Source organism: Enterococcus sp. DIV1368d (assembly GCF_050542975.1).
Classification (GTDB): Bacteria; Bacillota; Bacilli; order Lactobacillales; family Enterococcaceae; genus Enterococcus_D; species Enterococcus_D casseliflavus.
Map to the genome: position 1 here is coordinate 1,775,568 of NZ_CP172939.1, position 26,689 is coordinate 1,802,256.

General features: G+C 41.5%; 31 protein-coding genes. 15 read left to right on the forward strand and 16 right to left on the reverse strand.

The genetic code is table 11. The features are described from left to right. Positions 1-8 precede the first annotated feature (8 nt). The 6 genes from IGJ44_RS08205 (at position 9) to IGJ44_RS08230 (ending at position 5,773) form a co-directional block, all read left to right on the forward strand. Complete coding sequence (locus tag IGJ44_RS08205) at positions 9-308, forward strand: malonate decarboxylase subunit delta (protein ID WP_005226050.1); 300 nt, start codon at positions 9-11, stop codon at positions 306-308. Further along, the gene (gene mdcD / locus IGJ44_RS08210; protein WP_074535867.1) at positions 298-1,980 is read left to right on the forward strand and encodes a biotin-independent malonate decarboxylase subunit beta; all 1,683 of its coding nucleotides are present in this window, start codon (positions 298-300) and stop codon (positions 1,978-1,980) included. The genes IGJ44_RS08205 and mdcD overlap by 11 nt, the downstream gene beginning before the upstream one ends. A 3-nt stretch (positions 1,981-1,983) precedes the next feature. Continuing rightward, positions 1,984-2,577: a malonate decarboxylase holo-ACP synthase gene (locus IGJ44_RS08215; protein ID WP_074535866.1), complete on the forward strand. Its 594-nt coding sequence runs from the start codon at positions 1,984-1,986 to the stop codon at positions 2,575-2,577. 24 nt (positions 2,578-2,601) lie between these two features. After that, positions 2,602-3,687, forward strand: a complete 1,086-nt coding sequence (locus tag IGJ44_RS08220; protein WP_074535864.1) for an acyltransferase family protein — start codon at positions 2,602-2,604, stop codon at positions 3,685-3,687. 12 nt (positions 3,688-3,699) lie between these two features. Further along, a complete protein-coding gene (locus IGJ44_RS08225) occupies positions 3,700-4,557 on the forward strand; it encodes a triphosphoribosyl-dephospho-CoA synthase (protein WP_074535862.1) in 858 nt (285 codons plus the stop codon). Between the two features lie 172 nt (positions 4,558-4,729). Then, positions 4,730-5,773, forward strand: coding sequence for an AI-2E family transporter (locus tag IGJ44_RS08230; protein WP_034857450.1), 1,044 nt, complete (start codon positions 4,730-4,732; stop codon positions 5,771-5,773). A gap of 71 nt (positions 5,774-5,844) precedes the next feature. On the opposite strand, the gene IGJ44_RS08235 is transcribed toward IGJ44_RS08230, so the two are convergent. The 4 genes from IGJ44_RS08235 to IGJ44_RS08250 form a co-directional block, all read right to left on the reverse strand. After that, the gene (locus IGJ44_RS08235) at positions 5,845-6,321 is read right to left on the reverse strand and encodes a GNAT family N-acetyltransferase (RefSeq protein WP_074535861.1); all 477 of its coding nucleotides are present in this window, start codon (positions 6,319-6,321) and stop codon (positions 5,845-5,847) included. A gap of 177 nt (positions 6,322-6,498) precedes the next feature. Continuing rightward, complete coding sequence (locus IGJ44_RS08240) at positions 6,499-6,723, reverse strand: hypothetical protein (protein WP_074535859.1); 225 nt, start codon at positions 6,721-6,723, stop codon at positions 6,499-6,501. A 160-nt stretch (positions 6,724-6,883) separates the two neighbouring features. Further along, on the reverse strand, positions 6,884-7,849 hold the full coding sequence (locus IGJ44_RS08245) for a Gfo/Idh/MocA family protein (protein ID WP_074535858.1): 966 nt from the start codon (positions 7,847-7,849) through the stop codon (positions 6,884-6,886). Beyond that, positions 7,846-8,739 (reverse strand): MurR/RpiR family transcriptional regulator, encoded by an 894-nt coding sequence (locus tag IGJ44_RS08250; protein ID WP_074535856.1) that lies wholly within the window; start codon positions 8,737-8,739, stop codon positions 7,846-7,848. The genes IGJ44_RS08245 and IGJ44_RS08250 overlap by 4 nt, the downstream gene beginning before the upstream one ends. Positions 8,740-8,943: 204 nt before the next feature. Here IGJ44_RS08250 and IGJ44_RS08255 point away from each other — a divergent pair, with 204 nt between their 5' ends. From IGJ44_RS08255 to IGJ44_RS08265, 3 genes are all read left to right on the forward strand, one after another. Further along, positions 8,944-9,969 (forward strand): Gfo/Idh/MocA family oxidoreductase, encoded by a 1,026-nt coding sequence (locus IGJ44_RS08255; RefSeq protein ID WP_430606561.1) that lies wholly within the window; start codon positions 8,944-8,946, stop codon positions 9,967-9,969. A gap of 114 nt (positions 9,970-10,083) precedes the next feature. Continuing rightward, positions 10,084-10,482: a heme-binding protein gene (locus IGJ44_RS08260; protein ID WP_080542651.1), complete on the forward strand. Its 399-nt coding sequence runs from the start codon at positions 10,084-10,086 to the stop codon at positions 10,480-10,482. A 23-nt stretch (positions 10,483-10,505) separates the two neighbouring features. Then, a complete protein-coding gene (locus IGJ44_RS08265; protein ID WP_074535855.1) occupies positions 10,506-11,483 on the forward strand; it encodes a Gfo/Idh/MocA family protein in 978 nt (325 codons plus the stop codon). 62 nt (positions 11,484-11,545) lie between these two features. On the opposite strand, the gene IGJ44_RS08270 is transcribed toward IGJ44_RS08265, so the two are convergent. Then, positions 11,546-11,734 (reverse strand): hypothetical protein, encoded by a 189-nt coding sequence (locus IGJ44_RS08270; RefSeq protein ID WP_005226063.1) that lies wholly within the window; start codon positions 11,732-11,734, stop codon positions 11,546-11,548. A 183-nt stretch (positions 11,735-11,917) separates the two neighbouring features. On the opposite strand from IGJ44_RS08270, the gene IGJ44_RS08275 reads away from it, so the two are divergent. Further along, positions 11,918-13,243, forward strand: coding sequence for a dihydrolipoyl dehydrogenase family protein (locus IGJ44_RS08275; protein ID WP_074535853.1), 1,326 nt, complete (start codon positions 11,918-11,920; stop codon positions 13,241-13,243). 717 nt (positions 13,244-13,960) lie between these two features. Here IGJ44_RS08275 and IGJ44_RS08280 read toward each other — a convergent pair. The 3 genes from IGJ44_RS08280 to IGJ44_RS08290 form a co-directional block, all read right to left on the reverse strand. Next, a complete protein-coding gene (locus IGJ44_RS08280; protein WP_016609351.1) occupies positions 13,961-14,755 on the reverse strand; it encodes a hypothetical protein in 795 nt (264 codons plus the stop codon). Next, positions 14,745-15,284: a sigma-70 family RNA polymerase sigma factor gene (locus IGJ44_RS08285; RefSeq protein WP_016609350.1), complete on the reverse strand. Its 540-nt coding sequence runs from the start codon at positions 15,282-15,284 to the stop codon at positions 14,745-14,747. The genes IGJ44_RS08280 and IGJ44_RS08285 overlap by 11 nt, the downstream gene beginning before the upstream one ends. 61 nt (positions 15,285-15,345) lie before the next feature. After that, positions 15,346-15,738, reverse strand: coding sequence for a hypothetical protein (locus IGJ44_RS08290; protein WP_074535847.1), 393 nt, complete (start codon positions 15,736-15,738; stop codon positions 15,346-15,348). 162 nt (positions 15,739-15,900) lie between these two features. On the opposite strand from IGJ44_RS08290, the gene IGJ44_RS08295 reads away from it, so the two are divergent. Continuing rightward, entirely contained in the window at positions 15,901-17,151 is a 1,251-nt protein-coding gene (locus IGJ44_RS08295) for a glycosyltransferase (RefSeq protein ID WP_074535846.1), read from the forward strand. 35 nt (positions 17,152-17,186) lie between these two features. Here IGJ44_RS08295 and IGJ44_RS08300 read toward each other — a convergent pair whose 3' ends face one another. Continuing rightward, positions 17,187-17,672 carry an AmiS/UreI family transporter gene (locus tag IGJ44_RS08300; protein ID WP_005226071.1) on the reverse strand — a complete coding sequence of 162 codons (486 nt, stop codon included), beginning with the start codon at positions 17,670-17,672 and terminating at the stop codon, positions 17,187-17,189. Positions 17,673-18,012: 340 nt separating this feature from the next. Between IGJ44_RS08300 and IGJ44_RS08305 the strand changes: the two genes are divergently transcribed. Continuing rightward, positions 18,013-18,291 carry a LexA family protein gene (locus IGJ44_RS08305; RefSeq protein ID WP_074535845.1) on the forward strand — a complete coding sequence of 93 codons (279 nt, stop codon included), beginning with the start codon at positions 18,013-18,015 and terminating at the stop codon, positions 18,289-18,291. A gap of 34 nt (positions 18,292-18,325) precedes the next feature. On the opposite strand, the gene IGJ44_RS08310 is transcribed toward IGJ44_RS08305, so the two are convergent. After that, on the reverse strand, positions 18,326-19,312 hold the full coding sequence (locus IGJ44_RS08310; protein WP_074535843.1) for a DNA/RNA non-specific endonuclease: 987 nt from the start codon (positions 19,310-19,312) through the stop codon (positions 18,326-18,328). Positions 19,313-19,721: 409 nt separating this feature from the next. Here IGJ44_RS08310 and mgtE point away from each other — a divergent pair, with 409 nt between their 5' ends. Both mgtE and rsgA read left to right on the forward strand, forming a co-directional pair. Then, on the forward strand, positions 19,722-21,086 hold the full coding sequence (gene mgtE, locus IGJ44_RS08315) for a magnesium transporter (protein WP_074535841.1): 1,365 nt from the start codon (positions 19,722-19,724) through the stop codon (positions 21,084-21,086). A 152-nt stretch (positions 21,087-21,238) separates the two neighbouring features. Continuing rightward, positions 21,239-22,180, forward strand: coding sequence for a ribosome small subunit-dependent GTPase A (rsgA, locus tag IGJ44_RS08320; RefSeq protein ID WP_074535839.1), 942 nt, complete (start codon positions 21,239-21,241; stop codon positions 22,178-22,180). Positions 22,181-22,495: 315 nt separating this feature from the next. On the opposite strand, the gene IGJ44_RS08325 is transcribed toward rsgA, so the two are convergent. From IGJ44_RS08325 to IGJ44_RS08340, 4 genes are all read right to left on the reverse strand, one after another. Further along, positions 22,496-22,849 (reverse strand): DUF2200 domain-containing protein, encoded by a 354-nt coding sequence (locus tag IGJ44_RS08325; protein WP_167827279.1) that lies wholly within the window; start codon positions 22,847-22,849, stop codon positions 22,496-22,498. A 95-nt stretch (positions 22,850-22,944) separates the two neighbouring features. After that, positions 22,945-23,232, reverse strand: a complete 288-nt coding sequence (locus IGJ44_RS08330; protein ID WP_005226077.1) for a hypothetical protein — start codon at positions 23,230-23,232, stop codon at positions 22,945-22,947. Beyond that, on the reverse strand, positions 23,229-23,507 hold the full coding sequence (locus IGJ44_RS08335; RefSeq protein ID WP_010748343.1) for a hypothetical protein: 279 nt from the start codon (positions 23,505-23,507) through the stop codon (positions 23,229-23,231). Before IGJ44_RS08335 ends, IGJ44_RS08330 begins: the two co-directional genes overlap by 4 nt. A 36-nt stretch (positions 23,508-23,543) precedes the next feature. Continuing rightward, a complete protein-coding gene (locus tag IGJ44_RS08340) occupies positions 23,544-23,912 on the reverse strand; it encodes a hypothetical protein (protein ID WP_074535836.1) in 369 nt (122 codons plus the stop codon). A 213-nt stretch (positions 23,913-24,125) separates the two neighbouring features. On the opposite strand from IGJ44_RS08340, the gene IGJ44_RS08345 reads away from it, so the two are divergent. Beyond that, positions 24,126-24,512, forward strand: a complete 387-nt coding sequence (locus IGJ44_RS08345) for a hypothetical protein (RefSeq protein ID WP_074535834.1) — start codon at positions 24,126-24,128, stop codon at positions 24,510-24,512. A gap of 159 nt (positions 24,513-24,671) precedes the next feature. Here IGJ44_RS08345 and IGJ44_RS08350 read toward each other — a convergent pair whose 3' ends face one another. Continuing rightward, positions 24,672-25,082 carry a hypothetical protein gene (locus IGJ44_RS08350; protein WP_074535832.1) on the reverse strand — a complete coding sequence of 137 codons (411 nt, stop codon included), beginning with the start codon at positions 25,080-25,082 and terminating at the stop codon, positions 24,672-24,674. Between the two features lie 1,448 nt (positions 25,083-26,530). After that, a complete protein-coding gene (locus tag IGJ44_RS08355; protein WP_010748347.1) occupies positions 26,531-26,683 on the reverse strand; it encodes a hypothetical protein in 153 nt (50 codons plus the stop codon). Positions 26,684-26,689: the final 6 nt, after the last annotated feature.

Consider the following 26,689-nt stretch of genomic DNA (forward strand, 5'->3'; position numbering starts at 1 on the left):
AAGAAGAGATGGAAAAATTAGCTTATACGTATCAAACAACGAAACCAGTCACCAAAAAAGTCCATGTTGGCGTGGTTGGTTCTGGAGACTTGGAAATTCTGCTTTTTCCAACAGACAAACAAGAAACCACCGTTTCAGTGTGTACAGGAAGTGACGGCTTTGGCGATGTGTGGCAAAATGTCTTGACGCGTTTTTTTGAGCGCTATCCAATCAGTGCGCAAATAGTGATCAACGACTTTGGTGCCACTCCCGGTGTGGTTTACCTACGATTAACCCAAGCAATGGAGGAACTAGCAGATGAAGAATAGTTTTGTAGAATTAAATGCTCGAGAACGGGTGCACGCATTATTGGATGCCAAGAGCGGTCGTGAATTGATCGATCCATTCGACCAAATGATCGCACCCAATCTGGTGGCTCAAGACATCGTGCCACAAAGTGATGATGGGATCGTTGTGTGTCGTGGAACGATTTCTGGAGAAAACGTGGTCGTGATCGCTATGGAAGGAAAATTCCAAGGTGGCGGGATCGGTGAAGTTTCTGGTGCTAAAATCATCGCTGCATTGACGCATGTGTTGGAAGAAAACCAAAAGGGCAATCCGATCACACCGATCATCATCCTCGATACTGGTGGCGTACGCCTCCAAGAAGCGAATTACGGCTTATTGTCGATCGCAGAAATCGGCAATTTGATCGTTGCAATAAAATCGTATGTGCCAGTGATTGGGTTAGTGCCAGGTCGGGTGGGTTCTTTTGGCGGTATGTCGATTACCTCAGCACTTATGAGCTACTTGATAGCGACGAAGAAAGCCCGTATCGGTTTGAACGGTCCTGAAGTCATCGAACAAGAAGCTGGCGTGAGAGAATTTGATTCCAGTGATAAAGATTTGATTTGGAATACCATTGGCGCCAAACAACGTTTGGAAGCACAAATGATCGATGAACTAGTGACTGACAGTGTCGAATCGATCCAAGAAGCTGTGATTGCGGCGATGGTTGAAAAGAAAGACAGTCATCGCAGCGAAAAAAGTGGTTTTTATCTTTCTCTTTTAAACGAACTTGATCTATCAAAGCCGCTGACTATCGAGGCATACAATAAGGCTCTTGCAGCGCATAAAGCAACTGAAGTGGCACCTATTACTGTAACAGAAGGCCAAGAAGCTGCTGCTGACAGTATCGGTTATCATTGGTTTTCAGCATTGACGAATCTGCAGTTCCCAACCTCAACTAGTGCAACAGTCTATGCAGCTGCATCTGACCTTTTTACTGAAGAAGTCGTTGTTACAGCAATCGTGCCAAACCCAAATAATCCGATGTATCGGGTACGCAATGGAGAAGTTGGGTTAGTCGAAGGGTATGAGATGGGCCACCTGTTAGAGACTGTTTATCAAGAAGACAAAGAGAAAGCAATCAAACGGCCAATCATTGCGGTCATCGATGTCCCTAGCCAAGCGTATGGCTATAATGAAGAATTGATTGGTATTCATGCAGCTTTAGCAAATAGTGCGGCAGCTTATGCCAAACTACGCCAAGCGGGTCATCCAGTGATCGGTTTTATCGCTGGTAATGCGATCTCTGGGGCTTTCTTAGCGCATGGCTTGCAATCAAGTCGTCTGATCGCATTAAATAGTGAAAAGATCACTGTTCAAGCAATGTCGAAAGAAAGTGCAAGTCGGGTCACCAAACGGTCGATTGCAGCGATTGAAGCCGCGGCGGAAAAAGTACCAAGTATTGCTTATGATATCAAAAATTATACGAAACTTGGGGCAATCTTCACTTTCTTATCCTCCATTACGGATCAGTCTGTCACCTCTGAAAGCAAAGCGACTGTAATTGAAGCGATCAATGAGGCGATTGATGATGTGCGTAAAACGAATGACACGATGTTGACCAGTCGCTACACCAATCCGATCGCTAAAAAGAGCGGCCGGCTTGAAACGAATAACGTATTTGAAAAAATGAATGCAGAATGGAATGAGTAACGAATGAACCGTGCCCACGATATCGTTCAATTGGATAAAGAAGTTCTTGATATGATTGATATTCCCAAATGGTTTTCTGAAAAAGAACAGCTTTTTGCGACCGTCCGTCGTGGGAAACCCCGTAACCCCAGCTATTTACCAGTGGGGTTGCGCGGGGAAAAGCGGCAAGAACGGTTTGCCTTTGAGGCGCCCTGCAACATGATCAAACGAACGATCCATCCTTGGGAATTGATCACTCGTGAGAGCTTTCGATTCAATGAAGTAGCCAATTATCCAGTTTACCGCAACTATCAACAAGCACAACTTTTATTGAAGCACTATTCTTGGGGAATCGGTGGCAGCTTGGGTTTTGAATTGGCTGCAAAACAGGCAGCAATCAAGCCGACAAGTGATTTAGATCTGTTGCTTTATGCCGACACGAAAGAAAAGCTGCCACTGGAACTATTGGAAAAGCAGGCAGCCTTTTTTCAACAGATCGATGTTCAAGTTATCACAAAACAAGGCGGGTTTGCCTTAAAGGAGTATTTGGACCATCCATCAAAAAAAATCTTAGTAAAAACAGACGAAGGGCCAAAACTCACCACTGAGATTTGGTAATTATTAGAAAAGTGAGCGAAAAACATGTTTGAGAACAACGATTTAAAAATCAACATCAGTGATTTCCAAAAAGTATTTGCCGTGACAGCAGTAATGATGCAAACGATTTTGACTTTTGCCTTATCCAATACCCAAGATGAAAAGACTGCAGCATTCATCGGTACCTTTTATGTCTTGGTGAAATTTACCGCACCCCTGTTTATTTTTGCTATTGTTTATAACATGGTTAAGACAAGTCAACATCTGTCTTATCTAGAATTTTTGAAAGAAAAGTTTTTTGAACTTGTCGTGCCATATGTGCTTTGGACGACGGCTTATTTATGGCTCTTTCCCGCTGTCCAACAAGGAAAACCTTATACTGATACAGCAACGTTTTTACTGAAATATGTGACAGGGGATGCGGCGCCACACTTATGGTATACGATCATGATGCTACAGATCCAATTGTTGATGCCGTTTTTTGTCTGGTTAGGCTACAAAGTGTTGACGAAGAAAAAAGCTGTTTGGCCGGTGTTGATCGTCGCAACTGCTTTGTATGTCGCTTGGTATGTGTTTTACGATCGCCAAGTTTTTGAAGGACCGCATCATGAAAGCTGGTATTTATTGGATCGGTTTGTCTTTAGCTTTGTGATCTATGGGATCTATGGCGAAGCCGCTTTGATTTATCACGAAACCGTCTATCGCTTCCTATACAAGATTCGCTACGCTTTCTTGCCAGTGGGCTTAGCATTAGGGCTATTATCTGCCAATCATCTGCTACATTATGCAGGTGATCTAAGTTTCGCTCATGCACCGTATTTAAATACATTACAAAGCTTATATAGCTTAGCATTGATTTTTGCAGTTTTTATGTTTGGGTCAACTATGATCAAAAACAATGCCCCACAGTTAGGGACATTTAAGTGGCTGTCTACTTATGCGTATCGAACCTATCTTGCCAATGTTTTTGTCTTTCAAGTCTTGTTGCTATGCTTCAAAGATTTGTTGCTGCAACTGCCGATGGGCATCATGATCATCGTCGCTTATTTGGCAACTGCCAGCTGTGGTTTTTTAACAAGCTATGTTTTGCATGTTTTATGGGTAACGATCAAAGGTCAAATCAAAAACTAGAGGAGGAGTTGGATGATTGCATTAGCTGTAGGAGAAAATTGTCGACGACTCTCCCAATTGGTAGAAGAAGCCTTGATTGCAGAAGTGACATTGTCCCCAAAACCGGGATTAGTGGATGCCATTGATTCAGGTGCCCATCACGATATGGATCAAGGACTATTTCTGCGATCAGCTCGAGCATTGACGCCATACTTTGAAGAAATGGCCTTGGTGTCTTGGGGAAGCAGCATGTCTCAAGAGTTGCGGGAAGCAATCGCTGCAATCGGTCGGAAGGCAGAACAGGCGATGTTGGCAGCCACTGGTGGCATCAACACTCACAAAGGAGCCATCTGGGCATTAGGCTTGCTCATCAGCGCCGTCAGTAGCCAACTTAGTCGCAAACAGCGGATTTTTTTACCAGAAGTCTTTTCTGATATCCAATTTCTCACTGCATTTCCTGATCGTGCGCTGACTCAACAAACAGAAAGTCATGGCAAAACTGTTCAAGCCAAATATGGACATCTCGGTGCGTATGGGGAAGCTGCTGCTGGGTTCCCTCATGTTCAAATCGCTCTAGCAGATTACTTTTCTCGGGATTGTTCCAATGAGACTGAAAAAAGGCTCCACATGCTGTTGGCGATCATCGCTACGCTGGACGATACGTGTATTTTATACCGCAGCAATCAAAAGGTACTGGCACTAGTTCAGCAACTCGCACAAAAAGCCAATCAGCAAGCGTTGCCGAACCCAGCATTTCATGCACTAGCAGCCTTCTGCCAGTCAGAAAATGTGTCTCCCGGCGGCAGTGCTGATCTGTTGGCTGCCAGCTTCTTTTTATTGTCCATCAACTCGGTTTTACCCGTAAACGAAGGAAAGACCGTTTACCAATAACTCTTTTCCTTAGAAGAAAGGCAACGATTCTTCTAAGGATTTTTTGTTTCATTTTTTCGCTCGATTAAGAAAAATAAAATCTCTTGCTATTTGCATAGTTTAATGATTAGATAATTCTTAGGCACTACTGAAATGCTTCGTTGCTCCATTGCAACGAATAAAGGAGTTACAGATGAAATACTATAATGCTTTTCTTCAAAATCTTGTGTTGCGGCGCTGGACGGTCCTGTTTATGCTTGCGGGCATTCTTTTTTTGTTTCGCAGTCTGATGACCATTCTTTTGCTGACCTTTATCTTTACGTATCTGATTTATCGGCTGGTTCTTTTGCTCCATCGAAAAAGTCATCTGCCCATTAAGCTTACGAGCATCCTGACTTACAGCTTGATTGTTTTTATTCTTTATTTAGTAGCAACAAATTATGTACCCATCATCATCAAACAATCCGTCCAATTAGTCAATTCCGTTGCTGATTTCTACCAACGGACAGACTCCAATAATGAATTGATCGAATATGTCTTGAATTTATTGCAGACCAGCGAATACATCCAGAAATTACAAAGCGGCGTTCTAGTCGTGATCAATTATCTGTATAATTTCGGTGAGTTGGCATTGACGGTGCTGATCTCCTTTCTGCTTAGTTTCTTCTTTATGATCGATAACAAAAAGACCGTTGCGTTTTCTCGGCTGTTTTTGCAAGGGCGAGGGGCGTGGTTCTTTGAAGATGTTTACTATTTAGGAGCTAAGTTTACGCGGGCTTTCGGAAATGTTATTGAGACGCAGTTGGTGATCGCCTTAGTCAATACAGCGATCACTGTCTTCGCCTTAGCGGTGATGGGCTTTCCGCAACTATTGAGTTTGGCGTTGATGATTTTCTTTCTCAGCTTGATTCCTGTTGCTGGTGTGATCATCTCGTGTATTCCATTAACGTTTATTGCCTATTCTATCGGCGGATTTAATGATGTGATCTACATTTTACTGATCATTGTGTTTGTTCATGCGTTGGAATCCTATATCTTAAATCCCCGCTTGATGGCTAATAAAACAGAGATCCCGATGTTTTACACGTTTATTCTCCTGTATCTTAGCGAACACCTCTTTGGTTTGTGGGGCTTGATCATCGGGATCCCATTGTTCACTTTCTTTTTAGATTTAATGAATGTGAAAGAGATTCCGCGATTGCGTAAAAAAACCGATGACACCTTGCAGGACCAATAAAAATGATTGCTGTAAAGGATGGCAATTGATAGAAAAAACCATCTCTGCCGATGAAAGGCGAGATGGCTTTTTTATTTCGCAGCAATTTTTTTCGTAAAGGAGACAAAGCAGATTGCTGAAGAAGGGCTTTGAAACCTGCCTGTTGGGGAATACCCCAAAGAATGATAAAAGTGAACCAGCTTGGGTTCTTGCAGGATCGTATTCAAACGAATCGTATTTGTTTGTACGTTCCTTTCAATCAAGATCATTGTTTGTCTACCAATCCCGCGGTTCTCGTAGGAGGGAAGAAGGGCGATGGAAGATAGCTTCGTCGTATGTTCCTGCTCAACCGTCAGTTTTAGGAAGCCCACGGTTTTCTGAGCGGTCATGATTAAATAATAAGTGGTATTCGACGCAGAAAACTTTGCGTTTAGCTTCTCGAAACTTTGTAAATAGGGAGAAGTTTCTTTGTCTTGATAACGGAGAAAGAGTGGTTTGAAGGCCGCTTTTTGTATCAAGTAGATTGAAAGCAGATCGGAAAGCTTCGCTTCTTTAAGCTGAATGAGCATGCACACCTCCATAAAAAATCAGACATCATTTATTGAAAGACATTGATTCGGCTTAGCAGATCCTGATGGAAAAGCCATCGATTAGCAGTCTTTCATTGGCTCGTTTCTGTTTTGATCCTTCCCTCAACCACAGGTTCACAAACGAAGAGATCCGCAGGGGTTCGTGCCGTCGTTGTTTTATTGAAAAAGATCATTTATCGATGTCACTAAGTCGTCATAGGTTTGACCGGTAGCGATTGCATAAACGGAAAGCAAAAAGACGAGTGCTGCTGCCAACACGTAAAAAATACGGAGGCGATAGTCGTCACCTGTCCGGCGATTTTTTACAAAAGTAAAAACCGTCACAGCTAGATAAGCGAAGGTCAATAAACAAATAAGATACGTTATAATTTCTGGTGTCATGGGCGTTTTCCTTTCTTTTTCTATTTGTATAAAAATATACTCAATAAATATAATATAGCCATTTCGATACCGTCAAAGAGAGCGCTCGATTTTTGATACAAAAAAACTGACCGAGTGTTAGCCACTGGTCAGTTCTATTCAAAAACGATGGGGCATGATCTTAATTGTCTTTTTTTTCCGCATCTAGTAAGCTTCTTAGTTCATCAGCTAAAGCGATACAGGTAATGCTATCTGTTAAGGACATCAGGGGATTTTCGAGTTGTCCTTGTGCAAGAGCGGTATGAACTGCTTGAATCTCCGAATGGAAATCATCGATCTCGTACCCTATATCATAGACCGTGTCTTCTTGGTCAATCGTCACGGTAAAAGAAGCGGGGCGATGGAAGTTGGGGATCGTGATTTTCCCTTTTGTTCCTTGTAATTCCGCCACCGTCTCTTTTGTTTGGTCAAATCCAGTCTCAATCACTGCAACAAAGTCTTCACTGACAAAGCGTGCTTCAACGTAGGTATCAACCCCAGTTTCATAAAGGCTGTAATCGATCAGTTCGGCAGTTAAATTTTCTGGTGAAAAATCCTGGATAAAGGCTAAGTTATAGATCCCCATATCCAGTAAAGCACCCCCTTGTTTTGGCAGATAATGGTAAGAACTGCCTTCGACTGGTAAATGGCGGCGAAAAGTAGTCGTGACACTTGTTAGTTCACCGATATGACCACCTCCCACAAGTTCTTTTAGTTTGCGATACGCCGGCGTGAAGCGTGGCTTCATAGCTTCCATAAAGAAGACTTCGTGTGCTTGGGCTTGTTTTTGTACGTCGCGCATTTCTTGTGCAGTCAAGGTTGCTGGTTTTTCACATAAAACAGCTTTTTTCGCTTGAAAGGCTTTGATGATCCATTCATAGTGATACAAATGCGGCAAAGCAATATAAACGACATCGATAGTTGGATCATCTAATAGGTTTTGGTAGTCATCAAAGACGACGTCACACGGAAATTTTGCTTGAAACGCTTGCGCTTTTTCCATCGTACGACAAGCAACCCCATAAAGCTGGGCGTCTTGAAAATTTTCTAAACTTGCAGCAAAGCGATTGGCGATATTTCCGGCACCAATAATTCCCCAATTGATCATTTCATTTCCCTCTTTTCTTCAGTTGACGGGTATTCTGAGAGAATCCCTGATTCCAAAACAGTTTGTTTTTTTCTTAACTCGACAATATTTTTTTGGTATTCTTTGGCATACAGCAAGGCAAACAGTGAATCTAAAATATACTCAAAGGCGACCTGTGAAGAAAAGGTGCCGACTTTGAGAAAATCACGTTCATCATGAGAAGCGATGATCGCATGGGTCGCTAATGGGATGATTTTCGCATAGGCGTTTCCAGAAATCACGATCACTGGTACCCCGACATCACGAAAGTGCTGCATGATTTTTTCGTATTGCGTATTTTTCCCACGGTAGGTAATAAACACGGCACAATCATTTTGCGTGACGTTCGATGCATTCCACGCATCATCCCCATATTCATCAGCTACGATCAGATACTTATTGATTTTGACCAACTTATTTTGAAAACTTCTTGCTCGGATCTGAGAATCGCCGCGAGCAAATAAGAAAATCCGCTGTGCAGCTTCCAACGATTGTACCACTGCTTCCATCGTTTCTGGGGCGACCTGAGCATGGGTTTTGTGGATCGAGTTGATCGTTAGATCGGCCATTTTTTTCAAAATATCAGGTGTTTGATCCTTAGGCGAAAAGGGAAAATTCGCGTCAACAAAGGTTGGGTTGAACATCTGATTATGGGCAATTTCAGCCAGACCTAAGCGAAAACTTTTAAATCCTTCATACCCCATCTTTTTGGCTAGACGAATGACGGAAGAGTGGGATGTGTATGTATGCTTGGCGATGACTTCAATCGTCAACGAAGGCACATCATTGATATTTTGCAAAATATAATCGGCAATCCGTTTCTCCGTATTGGTCAATCCTTCTTGAAGCCGTAATTTATCTCCTAATAACATCAAACCACCTCTTTCTAATCATAGCCTAGGACAAAGAAAACCAAAAGCAAAAACTGTACCTTTTTGTCAATTTGGTAAAAATGTTCAGAACCACTCAGCAGTTTGCGAAAAAGTCTGGTCAAAAGAACCTGTTTTTGGCAAAAGACTTCTCATTTCGAAGGATATCAGCAATAATCAAGCTATCAATTCATAGGAGGCGTCATAATGTTAACTATCGCATATCTCGGAAACGGAAAAAGCACCAATCGCTACCATCTGCCTTTTTCAACCAAGCTGCAGGATAAGATCAAAGTAAAGACGATCTATTCACCAAGCGGAAAGCTTACCTGGCCAACACTAGAAGGTGTTCATTACACCTCTGACTTAGAGGATATCTACCGTGATCCTGAAATTCAATTAGTTGTGGTCACGACCCCCAGTCATTTGCATTATGAATTAGGCAAGGATGTCTTGCTTCATGGGAAAAATGTCTTGATCGAAAAACCTTTTACGGAAACTTCGGCACAAGCAAAGGAATTGTTCGCACTGGCGCAGGAGAAAGGCTTGTTTGTGCAATGCTATCAAAATCGCCGCTTTGATTCCGATTTTTTGACCACGCAAAAAGTGATCGAAAGCGGCGTGCTCGGAGATCTCTTAGAAGTAGAGATGCATTTTGATTATTTTCGTCCAGAGATTCCACGGTCAGTGACCGAATTTTCATTGAATACTAGCTACTTGTACGGACACGCTTGTCATACACTGGACCAAGTGATCTCCTATTTTGGACAACCAGACGATGTCCATTATGAGGTTCGGCAATTGCTTGGAAAAAATCGCATGAATGATTACTTCGATTTGGATCTGTTTTATGGTCGAATGAAAGTCTCAGTCAAATCTAGTTACTTCCGATTAAAAGAGCGGCCTAGTTTTGTCGTTTATGGCGAAAACGGCGTTTTTGTAAAACAAACCAAGGATCGACAAGAAGAGCATCTAAAACAGTTTTATCTCCCAGATCATGCCGATTTTGGGATCGATTTGCCAGAGCACTATGGCACACTAACTTATATGGATGCTAACGGGAACTACCATGAAGAAAAAGTCATCTCTGAAATTGGTGATTATAGCCGTGTGTATGAGGGCGTCTATGAAACGATCATCCATGGCAAAGAGAAAATCGTGAAAGACGAAGAAACGATTTTACAAATCGAAATGCTAGAAACAGGCATCAATCAAGTGATTACTGAGTCATAAGGCAGGGTGATTATGGGGCTTTTGACAAGCAAAGCGCCTGAAGGCATCAACTGACTCAACGTAAAGGAGTAGATCCGAATCGAACCTTCAGAAATCCTGCAAGAAGAACAGCAGCTGCAGTTTGCTCATTTTGACAATGACCTCGCATTGCGGTTGGTTATTGCCATCGATCAGTACGTTAAAAGGAACTACCCGAAGCCGGTAGGGATCAAAGTTGTTCATCAAGGCTTGCCGATCATTCGATTTTTAATGGCAGGGCGAAAAGAGAGCCCTTGGCTTGAAAGAAAAGAACGAACGGTACTAGAAAGCGGGCATAGTTCACTGTACGTCTATGCGCAAAAAGATAGAGATATACAATTTGCTAAATGGGCACAAGACGAACATTATGCAATTTGTGGTGGTGGTTTTCCAATTATCGAAGACAGAAAAGTCACTGGTGCTATCTGTGTGTCAGGTTTGGCTCATTTAGAGGATCATAAAGTGATCACCGAAGTATTGAAACAAATGATTTAAGAAGATAGAAAAGGGGAAGCAAGATGAACTTAGCGATTTTAGGGGCAGGCATGATCGTCCATGATTTTTTAACGGTGGCAGGGGATGTCCCACAACTTGAACTGTCCGCTATTTTTGGGACAGAAAATGATTTAGAAAAAATGAATCACTTAAAACAGCAATACAAGATTCAAACCGTCTACACAGAGTTAGGGGCATGTTTGGCGGATCCATCCGTTGACACCGTGTATGTCGCACTGCCCAATCATTTGCATTATTCCTTTGCCAAAGAAGCAATCCTCGCTGGCAAACACGTCATTTGTGAAAAGCCATTTACGTTGCAGACACGAGAATTAGTAGAATTAGCAGAATTGGCTGCTGCCCACAAGGTGCTTTTGATCGAAGCCATCACAAATCAGTACTTAGCCAACTATCAAGGAATAAAAGCGCAGCTTGAAACATTGGGAGAGCTGAAAGTGATTGAATGCAACTATTCGCAGTATTCTTCTCGTTATGATTTATTCAAAGAGGGGACCGTTTTACCTGCTTTTAACCCGAAAATGGGTGGTGGGGCATTGATGGATATCAATATCTATAATATTCATTTTGTCGTCGGGCTTTTAGGAAAACCAAAAAGTGTCCGCTATTTTGCTAATGTCGAACAGGGGATCGATACTTCTGGTATGCTGTTTTTAGACTATGAACAAACAAAAGTCGTTTGTATTGGCGCCAAAGATTCGACAGCGACGATTCGTTCAACGATCCAAGGGACGAAAGGATCGATCATCGTCAATGGGCCGACGAATATGCTTGCCAGCTATGACGTTGAACCGGTCCATGGGGCAAAAAGCCATAAGGATCGCAGCGTTCACGGACATCGTATGTTTGAAGAATTTGTCCGTTTTGCACAAGCCATTCACGAAAATGATCAGGCCTTTGTCAAGGAACGTCTTGCCCATAGCAAGCTGGTGATGGAAGTCGTGGAAAAAGCATTGGCAGATGCCCAGATCGTATTAGGATAATCGCATCAATGAGGAAAGACACCAGCTTCTTAGAAAAGTTGCTGGTGTCTTTGTCTGTTGTCTTATTTTTTCTTCTTTAAACTCAATAAGGTTAGTGGGATACCCAAGGTGAGGTAGCCGACAATCGTCATCAAACAGACCACCAGCCAAAAGTTATCTACTGCTAGAAATGCAATCAGGCCATATGCCACCAGAATCGAGAGAAAATAAAAAAGAAAGAGCTGAAAAAAACGTTTAAAACTCACAGTCATTCATTCTCCTTTGTCGTTAAACTGACAAGAAAAGTATACCACATCAAACGCAACTTCAAGGTCTGATTGTGATCATTCGCAGGAGCCGCAAAAGGCGAATTATTTTGTTGGCTGACCGTGATTCGCTATACTTGAAGGGAAGAGCAAGCGCAGGAATATTTTTTTAGGAGAAGGAGGAGACAGATGAAAAAGGTGGATGTACTGATTATCGGAGCGGGTCCAGCTGGAACGGCTGCTGCCTACGGGTTAAAAGCCAAAGGTAAGACAGTGGCGATCGTTGAAGCCGATTTATGGGGTGGCACTTGTCCCAATCGCGGGTGTGATCCGAAAAAACTACTGATGCGAGGTGTAGAAGTCAAAACAGAGGCGAAACGTATGCAAGGCAATGGTGTTCAAGGACAGGTAGCCATTGATTGGCCGGCACTGATGGCGTTTAAGCGCTCGTATACCGATCGGGTGCCAGAGTCAACCAAACAAGGGTTACTAGCAGAAGGGATCACTACTTACTACGGACAAGCCGCTTTTCGTGATGCCCATACGGTCGTCGTGGACGCAGAAGAGATTCAAGCAGAAAAAATAATTATTGCGACAGGACAGCGTCCAGCCGTACTGCCCATCGTCGGCAAGGAGCATCTACAAAGCAGTACTGATTTTCTTTCCTTTGAAAAGATGCCAGCAACGATTGCTTTCATAGGTGCTGGGTATATTACCTTCGAATTGGCGATGATCGCTCAAGCAGCAGGTGCTGAAGTTCATGTGATCCATCATAATGACCAGCCGCTAAAAGGATTTGATGCTGAATTGACCGCAGAAATGGTTCGTTCAATGCAGGACCAAGGCGTTTCGTTCCACTTTAATCAGAACACGCAGCGAATCACGAAAGAACAAAACCACTATACGATCCAGACACAAGCATTGTCTCTCACCGTAGAAGCAGTGATTGGTGCCACGGGACGCAGACCCAATAGCGACCAGCTGCAATTGGAAAAGGCAGGGGTAGAAACGTCAAAACAAGGGATCGTAGTTAATGAGTTTTTGCAGACTAGTCAAAGACACATCTATGCAATCGGGGATGTGCTAGCGAAAAAGCAGCCCAAACTGACGCCTGTTGCCAGCTTTGAAGCCGCCTATCTTGTCGAGCATATAGATGATCAGAAAACACCCATCCGCTATCCGCTGATCCCTACGCTGGTTTTTGGTGCGGAAAAACTGGCAAGAGTCGGGATCAGTGAGCAAGAGATTGCCGATAATGCCTCAGAATATCATAGCGAGGTGATGGATCTTTCTTCTTGGTATACCTATCGACGAATCAATGATCAAGATGCAAAAATCAAATTGGTTTATAACACATCTGATACCATCGTTGCGGTCACGATTGTTTCTGCATTGGCCGATGAGTTGATCAACCACTTCGTTTTTGTGTTGGAGAATCAGCTATCGAAAGAAGCGCTGGCCCAAATGATTTTTGCCTACCCAACACCTGCTAGCGATTTGTCCTATTTTCTATAAATAATCAAACAAGCCTGCGCTAGTTTCCGCTAGCACAGGCTCTAAATTATTATGTCCGTATTGACTATAGTCCGTGAACCTTAAATGAACCTTAAAGTTAGGCTGGATTTCATTTAGGCAATGTCTTTGTTTTCTAGTAACCCTAGGTTTAGGCTTTTTTTGACAGCCGGCGGACAGCAGCAATCAGTAAGATCGCCGACAAGAAGAGCCCGACCAAATAGATGATGAAAATAGAATCTGGCTCATAGTGCCGATAATTGAATATTTTTACCATAAAAAAGAGAAATGGGATCGCTGCAATAAGGGTTGAAACGAAACGTTTCCGCCATTGTATGAAAAACGATCCAATCACTAGAAAAAGACAAAACGGGATCCAAAAGACCAAATGTCCGATAAGTTCGATTTTTCACACCTCCTAGCAAGTAAAATCATCATAACGTTTCTTCCTAAAAAGCAAGCGTGAAGGAAAAAATAATCCCATTAGGCATGTATGAAATTATGAGTGGAGTCTTCTGAAAAGTTCACAAGAAATCTGAGAATTTCAAAAGGAAATGAAAAAACGAACGGTTAGGAATATCCCAATTGTCCGAGACGAAAAATACCTCTTGCAGCATTCATTTTGACTTGAATCCTGCAAGGGGTACTCTTTTGTAGAAAATCTGGTGCTTTATTCAATTGATACCAAAGAAATGCTTAGGAAGGAGCAGCAGTCCTTTTTTATGGCAAAATGTTCTTACTATAAAAAAGGGAAATGACCATACCTATGTCCAACAGATCCTTATAATAAAATCCTTTCAGTGGGCCAATGTGTAAGAAAAATCCGAGAATCATTAATACAAACAGCAGCAGGAAAAGCAGGTTGAAAGCGGTCATCAAGCGAAAACTGAAATGCCAATTACTCAGGAAATACTGATATTTCGCTGCTCGGTAAACTTTGTTTTGAATCGGAATTTTCTTGAGTGCAGGGATCGATTCGTGATAGGACGTAAATAATTCGTAGTCTTTTTTCGTCAGTACTTCTGAGAAAATGTGCGTCCCTGCCTGAAAGTCGAAATAGCCCCAATGGAATTGTTCTTTATCCTCTGGTGATTCGTGCTTCATCAGCTTTCTTGGCTTGATCGTGAACGCCTTGATGGTCTCATAGGGGTAACTGAAATAGGTGTTACTTTCTAAATAGTCGATGATGACCAGAAAAAGCATGCGGGTTTCTGTGAAAACCAACAAACGATTCCCGCGGGTATCATGAAAGATGTCACGGTATGCTTTTGCTTTCTCGGTTGTTGCATAGGCATAGGCGCCAAGCCCTTGATTGGCGAAGGCGAGGTTTCCATCTGGCGTCAAAGGCAGATAGCCAAGAATCGTTTCGTCTTTTGCTAAAAGCGTCCGAAGCTCCTCTAATAGATCTTGCAAGAAAACATATTGTTTGGACAGCTCGAAGGTTGCTGCTTTTTCTTGTTCAGATATTTTTGTCAGTGAATTGTTTTCATTTAAGACTAACTGTTTAAAATCCATCGATAGTCATCCTTTCTTTTAAGCGTTTGCGGCCACGGGAAAGACGATTGTAGATCGCTGAGACATTTAAGTCCGTCTGCTCTGCGATGGTTTCGGGTGACTCTTGGTAAAAATAGTAGAGCAGAAAGATCCTTTGATCGAGGGCTTCAAGGTCTTCAATAAAGCCCAAAAAGTTTTCCTTTGTCAAAGGTGATTCTTCAATAGCTAGTTCCTGCTCATCAACAGGTTTTTCTTCCAGTGAGCGCTTGTTCAACTTCCGCTTGTGGTCAATCGCACGACTACGACTGATCAAAAGCAGCCAAGTAATCAAGCGGCTTCTTTCTGGTTGGTACGCAGCAATCTTTTGCCAAACCTCGTAAAAAACTTCGTTCGCTACATCTTGGCGCTCGCTCACTTCATGCGGTTGGGAGAGGACACTATGAATCGTCCTCAGCATGCTATCACCATAAACAGCTAACAGTTCTTCTAAGCCGGCATAGTCTTTCTTTTTGATTCGTTCAATGATTTCTTCATCCTGCACCTTTTTCACCCCTTCACACTATATACGAAGAATGTTTGCCTTTTCTATCAGAAAAAGAAAAAAACCTCTGTTAACGAGGTTCATGTTCTTTGGCCAGAAGATCTGTTGACAAGCGCTGGGCCAAATATTCCCAAAGAATGCCGCCAAAAAAAGCGCCTATCATATAAAGAATGACTGCTTGCAGCTCCAATGGATTATTTGCTAGCCAGAAAGAAAATAGCGAGCCGATGATGAATAGGTAGCTGCCAAAAAGCACTTGCCGCCACGAGCGTTTTTTAACAAACTTGCTAATGAGAAAGGTTGAAAGGATCATCAAGAGAATTTGGATGAATGCCAGCGAAGGCAAAAGTGCAAAGTCAGAAACAACCATTTCCCAAAATTGTTGAATCAAGAAAAAGAAAGCAAAGAGAATGAGCCCGCTTGATAATGTACTAAGCCGCAAGGAAGATTTTTTTTTTCGCATTGGTTTACTCCTTGAAAGGTTTTCTTTATTATAGCAAATTTTTAATTAAATAATGTAAAAAGATGAACGAGAAGATCTGCAAAAAAACTTCTCCTACATGTGCCTACTTTTAGTATACTTGAAAGAAACGAGTGGATGGACTCGATACATAAGGAGGATTTCATGCCAACGATTCTTTTTGCGCCTGCGGTATTCAACTTGGCTGAAACGACAAGAATGATCGAAGTCGCTAAACAAATGCAAGGAAATCACCACTGCGAGTTCTTTGGTTTTTCAAAAACCTTTGCTTCACTTATCACTGAAAGTGGCTTTACGTACCATTTGCTGACGCCGACTCTGACAGAAAAACAAGAGGAACAGATCATAAAATTAGATCAACTACGCTCAATCAAAAATCCCTTCACCAAAGAGATGGTTGCCGCGCGTATTCTGAGCGAACAAAAGCTGATCGATAAACTTGCTCCTCAGGTCATTGTAACTGGATCGAATGTCACGATCTTTCTATCTGCTCGCAGCAAACAGATTCCCTTAGTCTACGTAAAACCCTATGCGATGAGCGATCCCTTTTTTCGATCAGATAGCGCATTTATCCCTTCTAGTTTGCGTTTCTTCGGACCGCTAAGGAAACCACTTTGGTATTGGATAAGAAAACAATTGGTAAAATCCCGCTGGATGCCCCGAGCATTCAAACACGCTGCTCAAACAGAAAAACTTTTTATGCCTGAAACGAGCTTACGAATGATGGACGCTGATTTAAATCTCATCACCACTCCTGATTTATTTTTAACGAAAGAGCAGCTGCCAGAAAATTATCAAATCGTTGGGCCGATTTTTGCGAAGCTCGGGTCTTCTTTACCAGACGAAGTGTTGACTTTTATTCAACAAAAGCGGCGGGAAAGAAAACGAATCGTTTATTTTGCGATGGGCAGTTCGGGGAATCCGCGCATGGTGCGAAAAATCTTAGCTTTCTTGCGAAACCGTTCGGAACTAGCGATCATTGCTCCGGTTACACATCTACTCAAGGGGAAACACAACGACTCAGAGAATCTGTTCTTGACCGAATATCTGCCAAGTCATCTATTGCATGAGCATATCGATTTTTCTTTTATCCATGGTGGGGAAGGGACTGTTCAAACAGCTTGTGCATCTGGGAAGCCGTTTATCGGAATTGGGATGCACTATGAGCAATGCTGCAATATTCAGTACTGCGTGGCGTATGGCAATGCAATCGCGCTGACAAAACCATTAACTGAGAAAAAGCTGGAAGCTGCCCTGACTGAGGTTGGTGCTCCGAAGATTTGCCAACAAGCCTATCAGTTAAAGAAGGATTTCCCGACAAATGGTCCTCAGAAAGCGATGCAGGAGATTGAACACTTTTTAGAAAAAAACAATTTTTCTAAATTTTCCTATTAAAAAAGAGCGATTATCATTGAGATAATCACTCTTTTTTAATAGAGATCTACTAGCATCAGCAAGCCTGGGACCCACGTAGTGAAGATACCACAAGCGATCGCAAAATAATGAATCTTACGACCAAAGTTTACCTTCACGATCGTATCCAAAAAGCCGCAAAACCATAACGCTCCCCATGTTAACCAAATCAATGCAAAGAGGGGATCTTGCTCCCATTGCCAAGAGACCCAAGCAAAAGGTAAGGTATTGATGGCTACGAATAGTGCGAAAATCCCATAAATACGTAGATCTAAATCAAAAAGGTAAATGATCCCTACCAACAAATACGTGAAGGCAAAGAGAAAGCCAGTGCCTGCTTCATAATAAGCGCCTTGAAGCATATAGATTAGATTGATAATAAAAGATAACGTACCTGTAAAAAGATTGATCAAAGCAAGTGAGCGGTAGTCAATGTGAAGTAAGCTGCCCCAGCCGTTGATTATCAAAGTAATTCCTACAAAAAATAAACCGATCCCTAACATAAAATCCTCCTTTACTTAAATTTAGAATAACAAATTCTAAGAAAAAATAATAGCTCTATTTATTTTTAGGTCAATAAAAAGGAAAATAATTTTGAAATTTGCTATTTTTTGCTGCTAAATTTGATAAAATCAATACCAAAGAGCGCTGCTAGCCGATGCTTTTCTCGTTAAGGGGAAAATTTCAGCGTATAAAAAGAACTTTTACTCGTTAGAAGAAGGGGAAAAGAGACAGATCAATAGATTTTCAGTGTATTGATCGGACAAAAAGCAGACCAGGTAGCAGTTTATCGGTTTTTACGAATTTGCAGCAGTGAAGACTGTTTTGCGGAAAGGAGGACTTATGCCTAGAAAAGATCGAATCTTACTTTTCATTGACGAATATATGCAAGCTCAAGGTTGCGCACCTACCATACGAGAAATCTGTGCCAATGAAGAAATAAAAACGACCTCTTTGGTTTATCGTCATTTGCTGCGTCTCGAAAAAAGAGGCCTAATTTACCGAGCTTATCGCTTTAAGTCACGTTCGGTTCGTTTTACAGACGAAGGGAAGGCCTATGTCAAAGCGTTGCGACAAGCACTTTTAGCAGACGAAAAACAAACGCATGACAATGAAGAATAGCTTAACACCAAAATAAAAAAGCCTAGAGGCTTTTTTATTTTGGTGCACGGTAGCCAGCAGCTTCCGCTTCAGCGATCGTTTTGAACCATTCTTTCGGATTCGTCGTATCATCATAGTATTTAGATCCTGGCAAATGATAGATGCCGCTTCTTGATCCTTTGATCAAACCATTTCCTTGTTGATCGACATATTCTTTCTGTTTCTCCTCTGTTTCACTGTTTTGAGAAGTGGCTGTTGTCGTGTTGTTCTCACTACTTGTAGCATTCTCCTGTTGCGTCATATCTTCATTTGAAATCTCGCTGCTGCCATCCGCATAGTTGATCGTGACACCATCTTGGATGTTGAAGATATAATAGTTGAATTGGATCGTATCGTCGCCAATAGATTGGGCTTGCATCTGTACCCCACGGGCAACCAGCTCGTCATCACGATAGATTGGAGTGACAGAATATCGAACATAATGGTTTTTGTCTTGCTTGAGATAGTAGTTGATATCCATTTCTAACCGCAACATCTCTGGATTGTTCAATTGACTAGTTCCCGTGATCAAATTCTTCCAGTTTGCATTTTCGCCAGCTAAAGCAAACCCAATCAAATGCGTCCGATTATATAAATATTTCCCATTGGGGAGCTGTTTATTACGCCAGCCTGTCGGTTTCACGCTGGAGATATCGCCACGTTTTTCCGTAGGCATTAAGGATTGATTCAACATTGCTTCAGCCGAAGTCGCTCGATTGAGGTGGTCAAGGTCGCCGTATGCTTCCCAGGCACCATTTTCAAGTGAAAGGTCGTCTTCTGAAAACTCAGGGATGTTCTGATTGACTTCAATCGTTTGGGTGCCTTGGTAAGTTAACTGTGCCAGCTCATCTGCACGAATATCCTTAGCAGAAGTGACTGCCACTTCTGATGATGGTGTTTTGTGATTTGGGAATAGATCATTACTGTGTAGGAAACTAAATCCGACTGCTGCGAGTGCGAGAAGCGCAGTGACCGATCCGATAAATGTTTTTTTCTTTGCCATCTTTTTTTGCCTCTCTTTTCATTGATGTATAGTTAGCATAAACGGGGAGTAAAAAAACTGCAACCCATTCATCATACCATTTGCATGGAGCGTTTTACAGAACTTTCAGGTTTCTTTTGCTTTTTGATCTCAAATGTTCTTAACCCACTTTCTTTACCAAGGGAACATGCCTGAATGGTTTTTTTTATTTGCAAGTCATATTTTTCATGTTTTAAAAAAACTATGTGATATAATGAATAAAGTTGTTGCTATTTCCCTTTGATGCTTGTTTTAATAACAGGCATCTCCAGCTGCGGAACGAAATTTCAGCTGTATAGCACGCAACCTTCAAACGAAAGAAATCTGGACAATTTTCTGAACGATTTCCTTTCTTTCTTTGAGCAAAATTACAGGAGAAGGAGTGTATCCCATGAACCAGCAAGAAACCATCTTACATTATTTAAATCAGAAAGACTCTGAAAAATTAAAAGAACTCGTATCAGGAATGGAAGAGCTGCCGTTGTTACAATTGTTCAGCAATTTATCCGCGGATGAAAAAGTGATCGTTTTCCGACTATTACCGAAAGATAAAGCACTTATCCTGTTTGAAGATTTGACACCAGCTACACAACAACACTTATTACGCTCTTTCACCGATGAACGGGCAACCGAGTTTGTGAACGAAATGGCACCAGATGTCCGAGTAAGACTCTTGGATGAGTTGCCAGCGACCGTAACACAAAAACTTTTACAATCAATGGCACCGGATGAACGTGCTGCAACAAACCTCTTACTAGGGTATGAAGCCGAAACTGCGGGTCGTTTGATGACACCGGAATTCATCACATTGAAAAAAGATATGACGGTCAATCAAGCGTTAGAAAAAGTGCGAATGCAAGCCAAAGAAAAAGAAACGATCTATACGCTTTATGTTACTGATCAAACGAAAACGTTAGAAGGTGTTTTGTCGCTGAAAGATCTCTTAATGGCACAAGGGGAGCAACGCATCAGTGAGATCATGTCCCAAAAAGTTATTTATGTGACCACGGACACCGACCAGGAAGAAGCAGCCCGTTTGCTAAATGAACTAGATATCATTGCGCTGCCAGTCGTAGACAAGGAATCACGAATCGTTGGGATCATTACCGTCGATGACGCGATCGATGTCATCGAGCAAGAAACAACGGAAGACATGTTTAATGCCGCTGGTTTAGTCGATGTTGCTTCTAATGAAGCAGACCGTAGTAATGTTTTGATCAATGGCAGCCTGTGGCAAATCTGGAAAGTCCGCTTGCCATTCTTAGTGATCACGCTTGTTGCTGGGCTTTTAGCTGGGGTCGTCATTGATGAATTTGAACAAACGTTGGAGTCGGTGGCAGCCGTTGCGATTTTTATTCCTTTGATCATGGATATGGGTGGAAACGTTGGTACACAATCCTCTACTGTATTTGTTCGGGGAATGTCGTTAGGGCATATTGATCTTTCAACCTTCACCCGCCATTTCTTTAAAGAAGTTTGGATCGGTTTGAGTCTAGGCTTGATCGTCGGGATCATCTCTGGAACCGCTGCTTCACTTTGGCAAGGGATCCCGATGTTAGGGGTCGCTGTTGGGATTTCATTAGTTTTTGCTATGACCTTAGCCGCAGCACTTGGCTTTTTAGTCCCGTTTGTACTTATTAAACTAAACATCGACCAAGCAGCCGGTTCGGCACCGATCATCACCTCGATCAAAGATATTGCTGGCTTGTTTATCTACTTCGTTTCAGTAAATGTTCTTTTGGGTCATTTGCTTTAGCATACTGTCCGTTCCAGTGGTATAATAAAGCGACATCGCATGATGAGCACAACATAGAAAGGGGAAATGTCCTATGACAAATCAAATGAAGCAACATCAACTCGGAGGTTTCTCTTTTTAAGTGCGGCCTCCTAATTAACTGGAGGGAAATCATGGAAAAACAAGGAATCGTGGTCTTTCAGGCTAAGGATATCGCAAAAGTCCGCCTGACCACAGGAGAAGAATGTTTAGCAACCGTTTCAGGAAAATTTCGTCAACAGGCACGAGTGCCAAAGGATTATCCTATTGTTGGTGATTTTGTCCAAGGGCAGGTGTATGATCAAGATCATTTCTTGATTGATGCTTTGCTCCCACGAAAGAGTTTTTTACAACGAAAAGTAGCTGGAAATCGGACGGATGAACAAGGGATCGCTGCGAACATCGACACGGTTTTTATTGCAACCAGCGCCAATGAAGAATTCAATTTCGCTCGGTTAGAGCGCTTTGTCACGATCGCTTGGGACAGTGGCGCTAACCCAGTGATTCTCTTGACCAAAGCCGATCAAGTCACAGCTGATGAAAAAGCAGAGCTGTTGCAAGCATTAATCGATGCTTTTGGTGTGAAAGCATTCGCTACTTCTATTTATGAACCGAACGAATTGCTGACAGAAGCCTACTTTTCAGACGGAAAAATCAGTGCATTTATCGGTTCGTCAGGCGTTGGGAAGTCCAGCTTATTAAATCAGCTCATGGAGCAAGCCGTTCAAAAAACCAATGACATACGAGAGGATAGTCGAGGACGACACACGACGACGAGTCGCCAGTTGTTCACACTGCCCTCTGGCGCAATGATCATCGATACTCCTGGCATGCGGGAAGTTGGCATCAGTACCGTTCGGTCAGCTTCGATCGAGCAATCCTTTGAAGCGATCAGTCAATATGCTGAAGGTTGTTTCTTCAGAGACTGTCAGCATGAAACAGAACCGAAATGTGCGGTCAAAGCAGCTATTGCTGCCGGTGAGCTTTCAGAAGCAGCCTTCGCTCGCTATCGCAAAATGGAAAAAGAGCTGGCGTATTTGAAACGAAAAGAACAGATCAAAGAAATGAAAAAGTAATAGTTAGCACTCCTTTCTATAAGAGGAGTGCTTTTTTGTACGTGTCAAGAGCGCCTTGTTGAGTAAAGAAGAGGAGAGCCGCAGCCAACGTTCTTGTGTTTTCACGAAAAGGCGGCCAATTCCAAAGGGCACTACATGCTAAGTGGTTGAACTAAACTAAGATCGCCTGCCTGGTTACAAGCTGTCGTCAAGAAAAGCAGGATAAAAAAACACAGTGGGGTGTTGTCCCACTGTGTTTTGAGCAATGATTTGCCCCTGCCAAGGTATTTCTAGTATAAAGCGTTGATTCTTAAATAGCAACTCGAAAAAAACGCCTCATTCAGCAGAGCGCAGAATTTTCGTCATGGCTTTTCCTTTCGCCAATTCATCGATCAGTTTATCTAGGTAACGAATTTCTTGAACTATTGGCTCTTCGATCTCTTCTACCCGAATCCCGCAAATCACACCAGTAATCTGTTTTCGTGCAGGATTGAGCTGAGGGGCTTGCTTAAAAAAGTGTTCAAAAGAAACATCATCAGCCATCTGTTGGAGTGTTTCTTGGTCATACCCAGTCAGCCAGGTAATAATCTGATCTACTTCTTCTTTTGTCCGATTTTTCCGTTCTGCTTTGGCAATATACAGAGGATAGACTTTCGCAAAACTCATTTGGGTAATCTTTTGATTTTTCATGATAAACTCCTTTAGTCTTTACACAAAGTATACTTCATTTTTTTCTTTTTGCCGAGATTTTCAACGTTTGTTGTGTGCCAAAATAGGCGAGGGGACTAAAGGATGATTTTTTCTTCTTGTTCACGAAACCCCAATACCTTTTGTCGTGACTCGCCATCCCAATAGAGCAAGTCCAAATTCTTATGCAGCATTAGCTGTGTATATAATTCTTTCAGAGTCAAAGCAGGCTTTTTGGGTTCGAAAAATAAAATCAATTGGTTATGACTATCTTGTGCGATCGTCGTAAAAGGAATCAGGTTTTCTTTGTAAGTTAAATAAATTCCTTGGTAATCTGCTGCACTCGACGACGTTGTCAGTGCTGTCAAGAGGTCTCTTGCTCTCATAATGAACCCGCCTTTACTGTTTTTTGTCGATAGGCATCGATATCCAACATGATTTTTGTTTTGCCGTATACCGTATACTTTTGCACCACGAATTGGTGGCGCTTATTCCAATAGCCACCCACAGTTAGAAACATGCCCTCATCAACATCGCCTAAAAAATTCAAACTGTGCTTCGCAATCAAACAGTTGGTGGTGCCTAGTGTAAAGCGGACCAAAGGGGAGGGGGCAAAGGAGACGATCCTTATTTTTGAGACAGCGCCTTTTTGTGTTTGCATCAGGTATTCCTCCTTTAGTAAGTAGTAAAAAGCGGATCATTCGTTGAGATCAAACCATTTTTTCTCTTCATAAAAAGCAACATGACGAATCTCATCATAATGAATTTTTTCTGTGGTTTCTCCCGTCAAATAAATGCCCAATGTGTCGTATCCGTTGATTTTTCCGACAATATCTGGGGGATAGCCACCTTCTTCATTGACTTCTTCTCGTTGGATCGCCACAGTTAGATTCTTTTTCATCGCTTCGAATAAGCATTGATTGATTTCTTCCGTTGTGAGTGACGGCTTAGGCGGACAATCAAACGTGCGTGTCGGCTCTTCTTCAATTTCAGTTGTATGCTCAGATAAAAAGAATCCTTGCCACTTTAGCTTTTTCCGATCTTCATATGGTTGCAGCATACCCATAGCAATCACCTCTTATCTATATAATACAAACATACGTTCTCTTTTGTAAAGCGAACAGATTTTTAAATTTCTGATTCTTCTATGAAACATCTAAAAAGTGCATCAAACAAGGGGATAGTGGCGGGTATCGTTTTTTTATACTATATATGTTATAATTTATCCTGAAGTAATCATGAACGTTTTAGAAAATAGCTGGCGAAAAAGGAGAATAGTATGTCTGGATTAATCGTGGTCCTGCTTACGATCTACTTTGCAAGTAGGAAAGATAAAGAACAGTGGCTTTTTGATCCCAAACGATTGACTATTCTGGCGCTTATGTTTGTGATCGTCGGCATAAGTTGGGGCTTAAATGACAAAATAATGAAGGATCCTCGGAACCAAAATATTAGAAGTGATTTACTGTTTAATTATTCGTTCCCCTTATTGATAGGTATGCTAGGTCTATTTATCAAAGAAATACCACGGTGGGGACGGATCGTGACTTTGTCATTTGGCTTTATGATTTTTGGGTATTTAGCTATGCACTATTTGATAGGGTTTCACAACCCGTATTGGGAAAATCTACAGCTAAGTCCATTGTATTGGCTACCAAGTGACTAGCCATACGAAAGTATCGCCAATGGAAACGAAAAAAAGCACTCCCTTTATTGAGTGCTTTTTTCGGCTAAATCACTGCAGCAAGATGTTTCTTTTCCCAAAAAATGGGTTGAACCTAAGTAGCAAGGGGGATCATATAAGGAGAAGTCACGACTGTTTGAATCAAACCGATTGATTCTTGACTAAACCGTGTCTTTTGATCATTGCCAAAGTAAAATATGCGACGAGCGTTCCTGCAATCCCAAAAAGTAAATCGATTCGATCAGGGGTGTTCATAAAGCCCAAGACAGTCTCGCTCAATAGATTGGCAATGAGTAAGAGCAGGGTCAATAGCGTGACGGCTTTAAATGGCGCACCTACGAGAAGCCAAAAGTACCCCAGTAAGCCAATAATCAAACTAATCGAAAAATTGGAGATATGAAGATAAAAGTCAGGATACATCGAAGTAAAGAAAGAAACGTCCAAGTACTTTGATAAGTAGAGGAAGAGGGCTGTGAACACGAAAAGCAAGTAGAGGAGTGACGCCCAGATTTTTGGTAAAAAGACTAGCTTTAATTGCTTCTTCTTTTTCATTATTATTCTCCTTTTAAAATTGTCAGCTTATACGGATGGAATTGCTTTTATCGGGTGTTAATTACACAGTGGAAAAAACAAGCTGCAAACCAGGCAAATCAGTAGTCTGCAACTCATTAATGGTAAAATGAGTTGAGGTGATAAAATGACAATAATAAACAATCAGCGATTATGGTTAGGTATAGGGATAGAAATTATTTTGCTCATATCATTCAGCATGATTATGTATTTCATCCTGACGAGTGGCAACTTGAAGCAAAACCCGTTCAGCAGTCGACGAAAAGGAAAAATAAGCTTATGGGTAGCTGCTGGTTTGATTTTACTTGCCATGATTCTAGTATTCCAAGGAATGATCAACGGCGCTTTATTCAGACTTTTTTAGCAAAATATGGACGTTTATGTCGACCTATGAACATTACAATTATATTAAATAACGAAATACCCTAAATTATCTACATGATTTTAGGGTTCTTTTTTATCGAATCATGTAATAGATATTTGCTGGCATTTGCAACGTCTAACTACTTGTGTAAGAACTTTGAAATGGATTGGCTATATATGAATAAAGTTCTAGGTAAAAGCTCAAAGATTTTCAACATGATTATAGCATACAATCAAACCGATTGGTTCGTGAATCAAGGCTGATAGCTTGATTCTGTATTTGCTGAGATAAAAAAGACGAATCCGTATGTAACTTGCTACAAGACCGTTAACAATCTGTTGATTAGTAAATCCAAAAAGAATCTGAAGAAACTTGTAAAATAAGAAATTCTTAGCTTTAGTTAAATTTTAGATGAATTAGAGACAATTTTCTGATAAAAGTCATTCGGAGGGAGGTAAAATGATGCAAAATTGACTTGAACTGTCTAAAATATCACGAACTCTTTTTCGAATATAACTTTGTATAATATATATTATGTAAACTAAAATATAAAATTTTTCGAACACCGTATTTAACTGGTAATTTTACGGCTCTCCTCCCTCTTATTTAGGAATATTTCCTTTAAATTCACCTAATTGGCAGCATAATCCAAAAAAATGGTTATTTGAGCGATAGTTTTTGTTTGTTCTAGGTCTGATAAGAAAATCAACTGACAAATTATACCTGTACCTTTGTCTGTATTTGATCTTGTTGATTCTTGAATCTTTGAATTCAAGGTTTGTTTGCAGCTGCTGGCCAAACTCAATGAATCAGTCAAGTATCGTTGTTCACGATCTTATCAGTAATGATTCGCACTTAACCCAGCAAATTTGTGCTAACTAATAGCCTAATGGGAATCTTGATCACAGGCAAACCAGCAACGATAAACAAGAAACATTTCGTTGCGTTCAGTTTTCACTTAAACGGATCAGATTCCCATAGCGAGTCCTAATCAAGGGTGCACAGTCATCTAAGTACAAGTTTCGTTTTGTTGCTGCCAATAAAGCAATGACAGCTACGGAAAGTTTCAAACTATGTAATACAGGATCGCCGAAAAGACAATGATCAAAATGACCAAGACAACGATTAGTTGATTTAAACGTCGAATAAGCAGGTTTTTCTTGTTTTTTTCAAATTCTTTTCCTTCATTTCGATAATATTCTCTATCTTTTGTTCCCACGAGCGC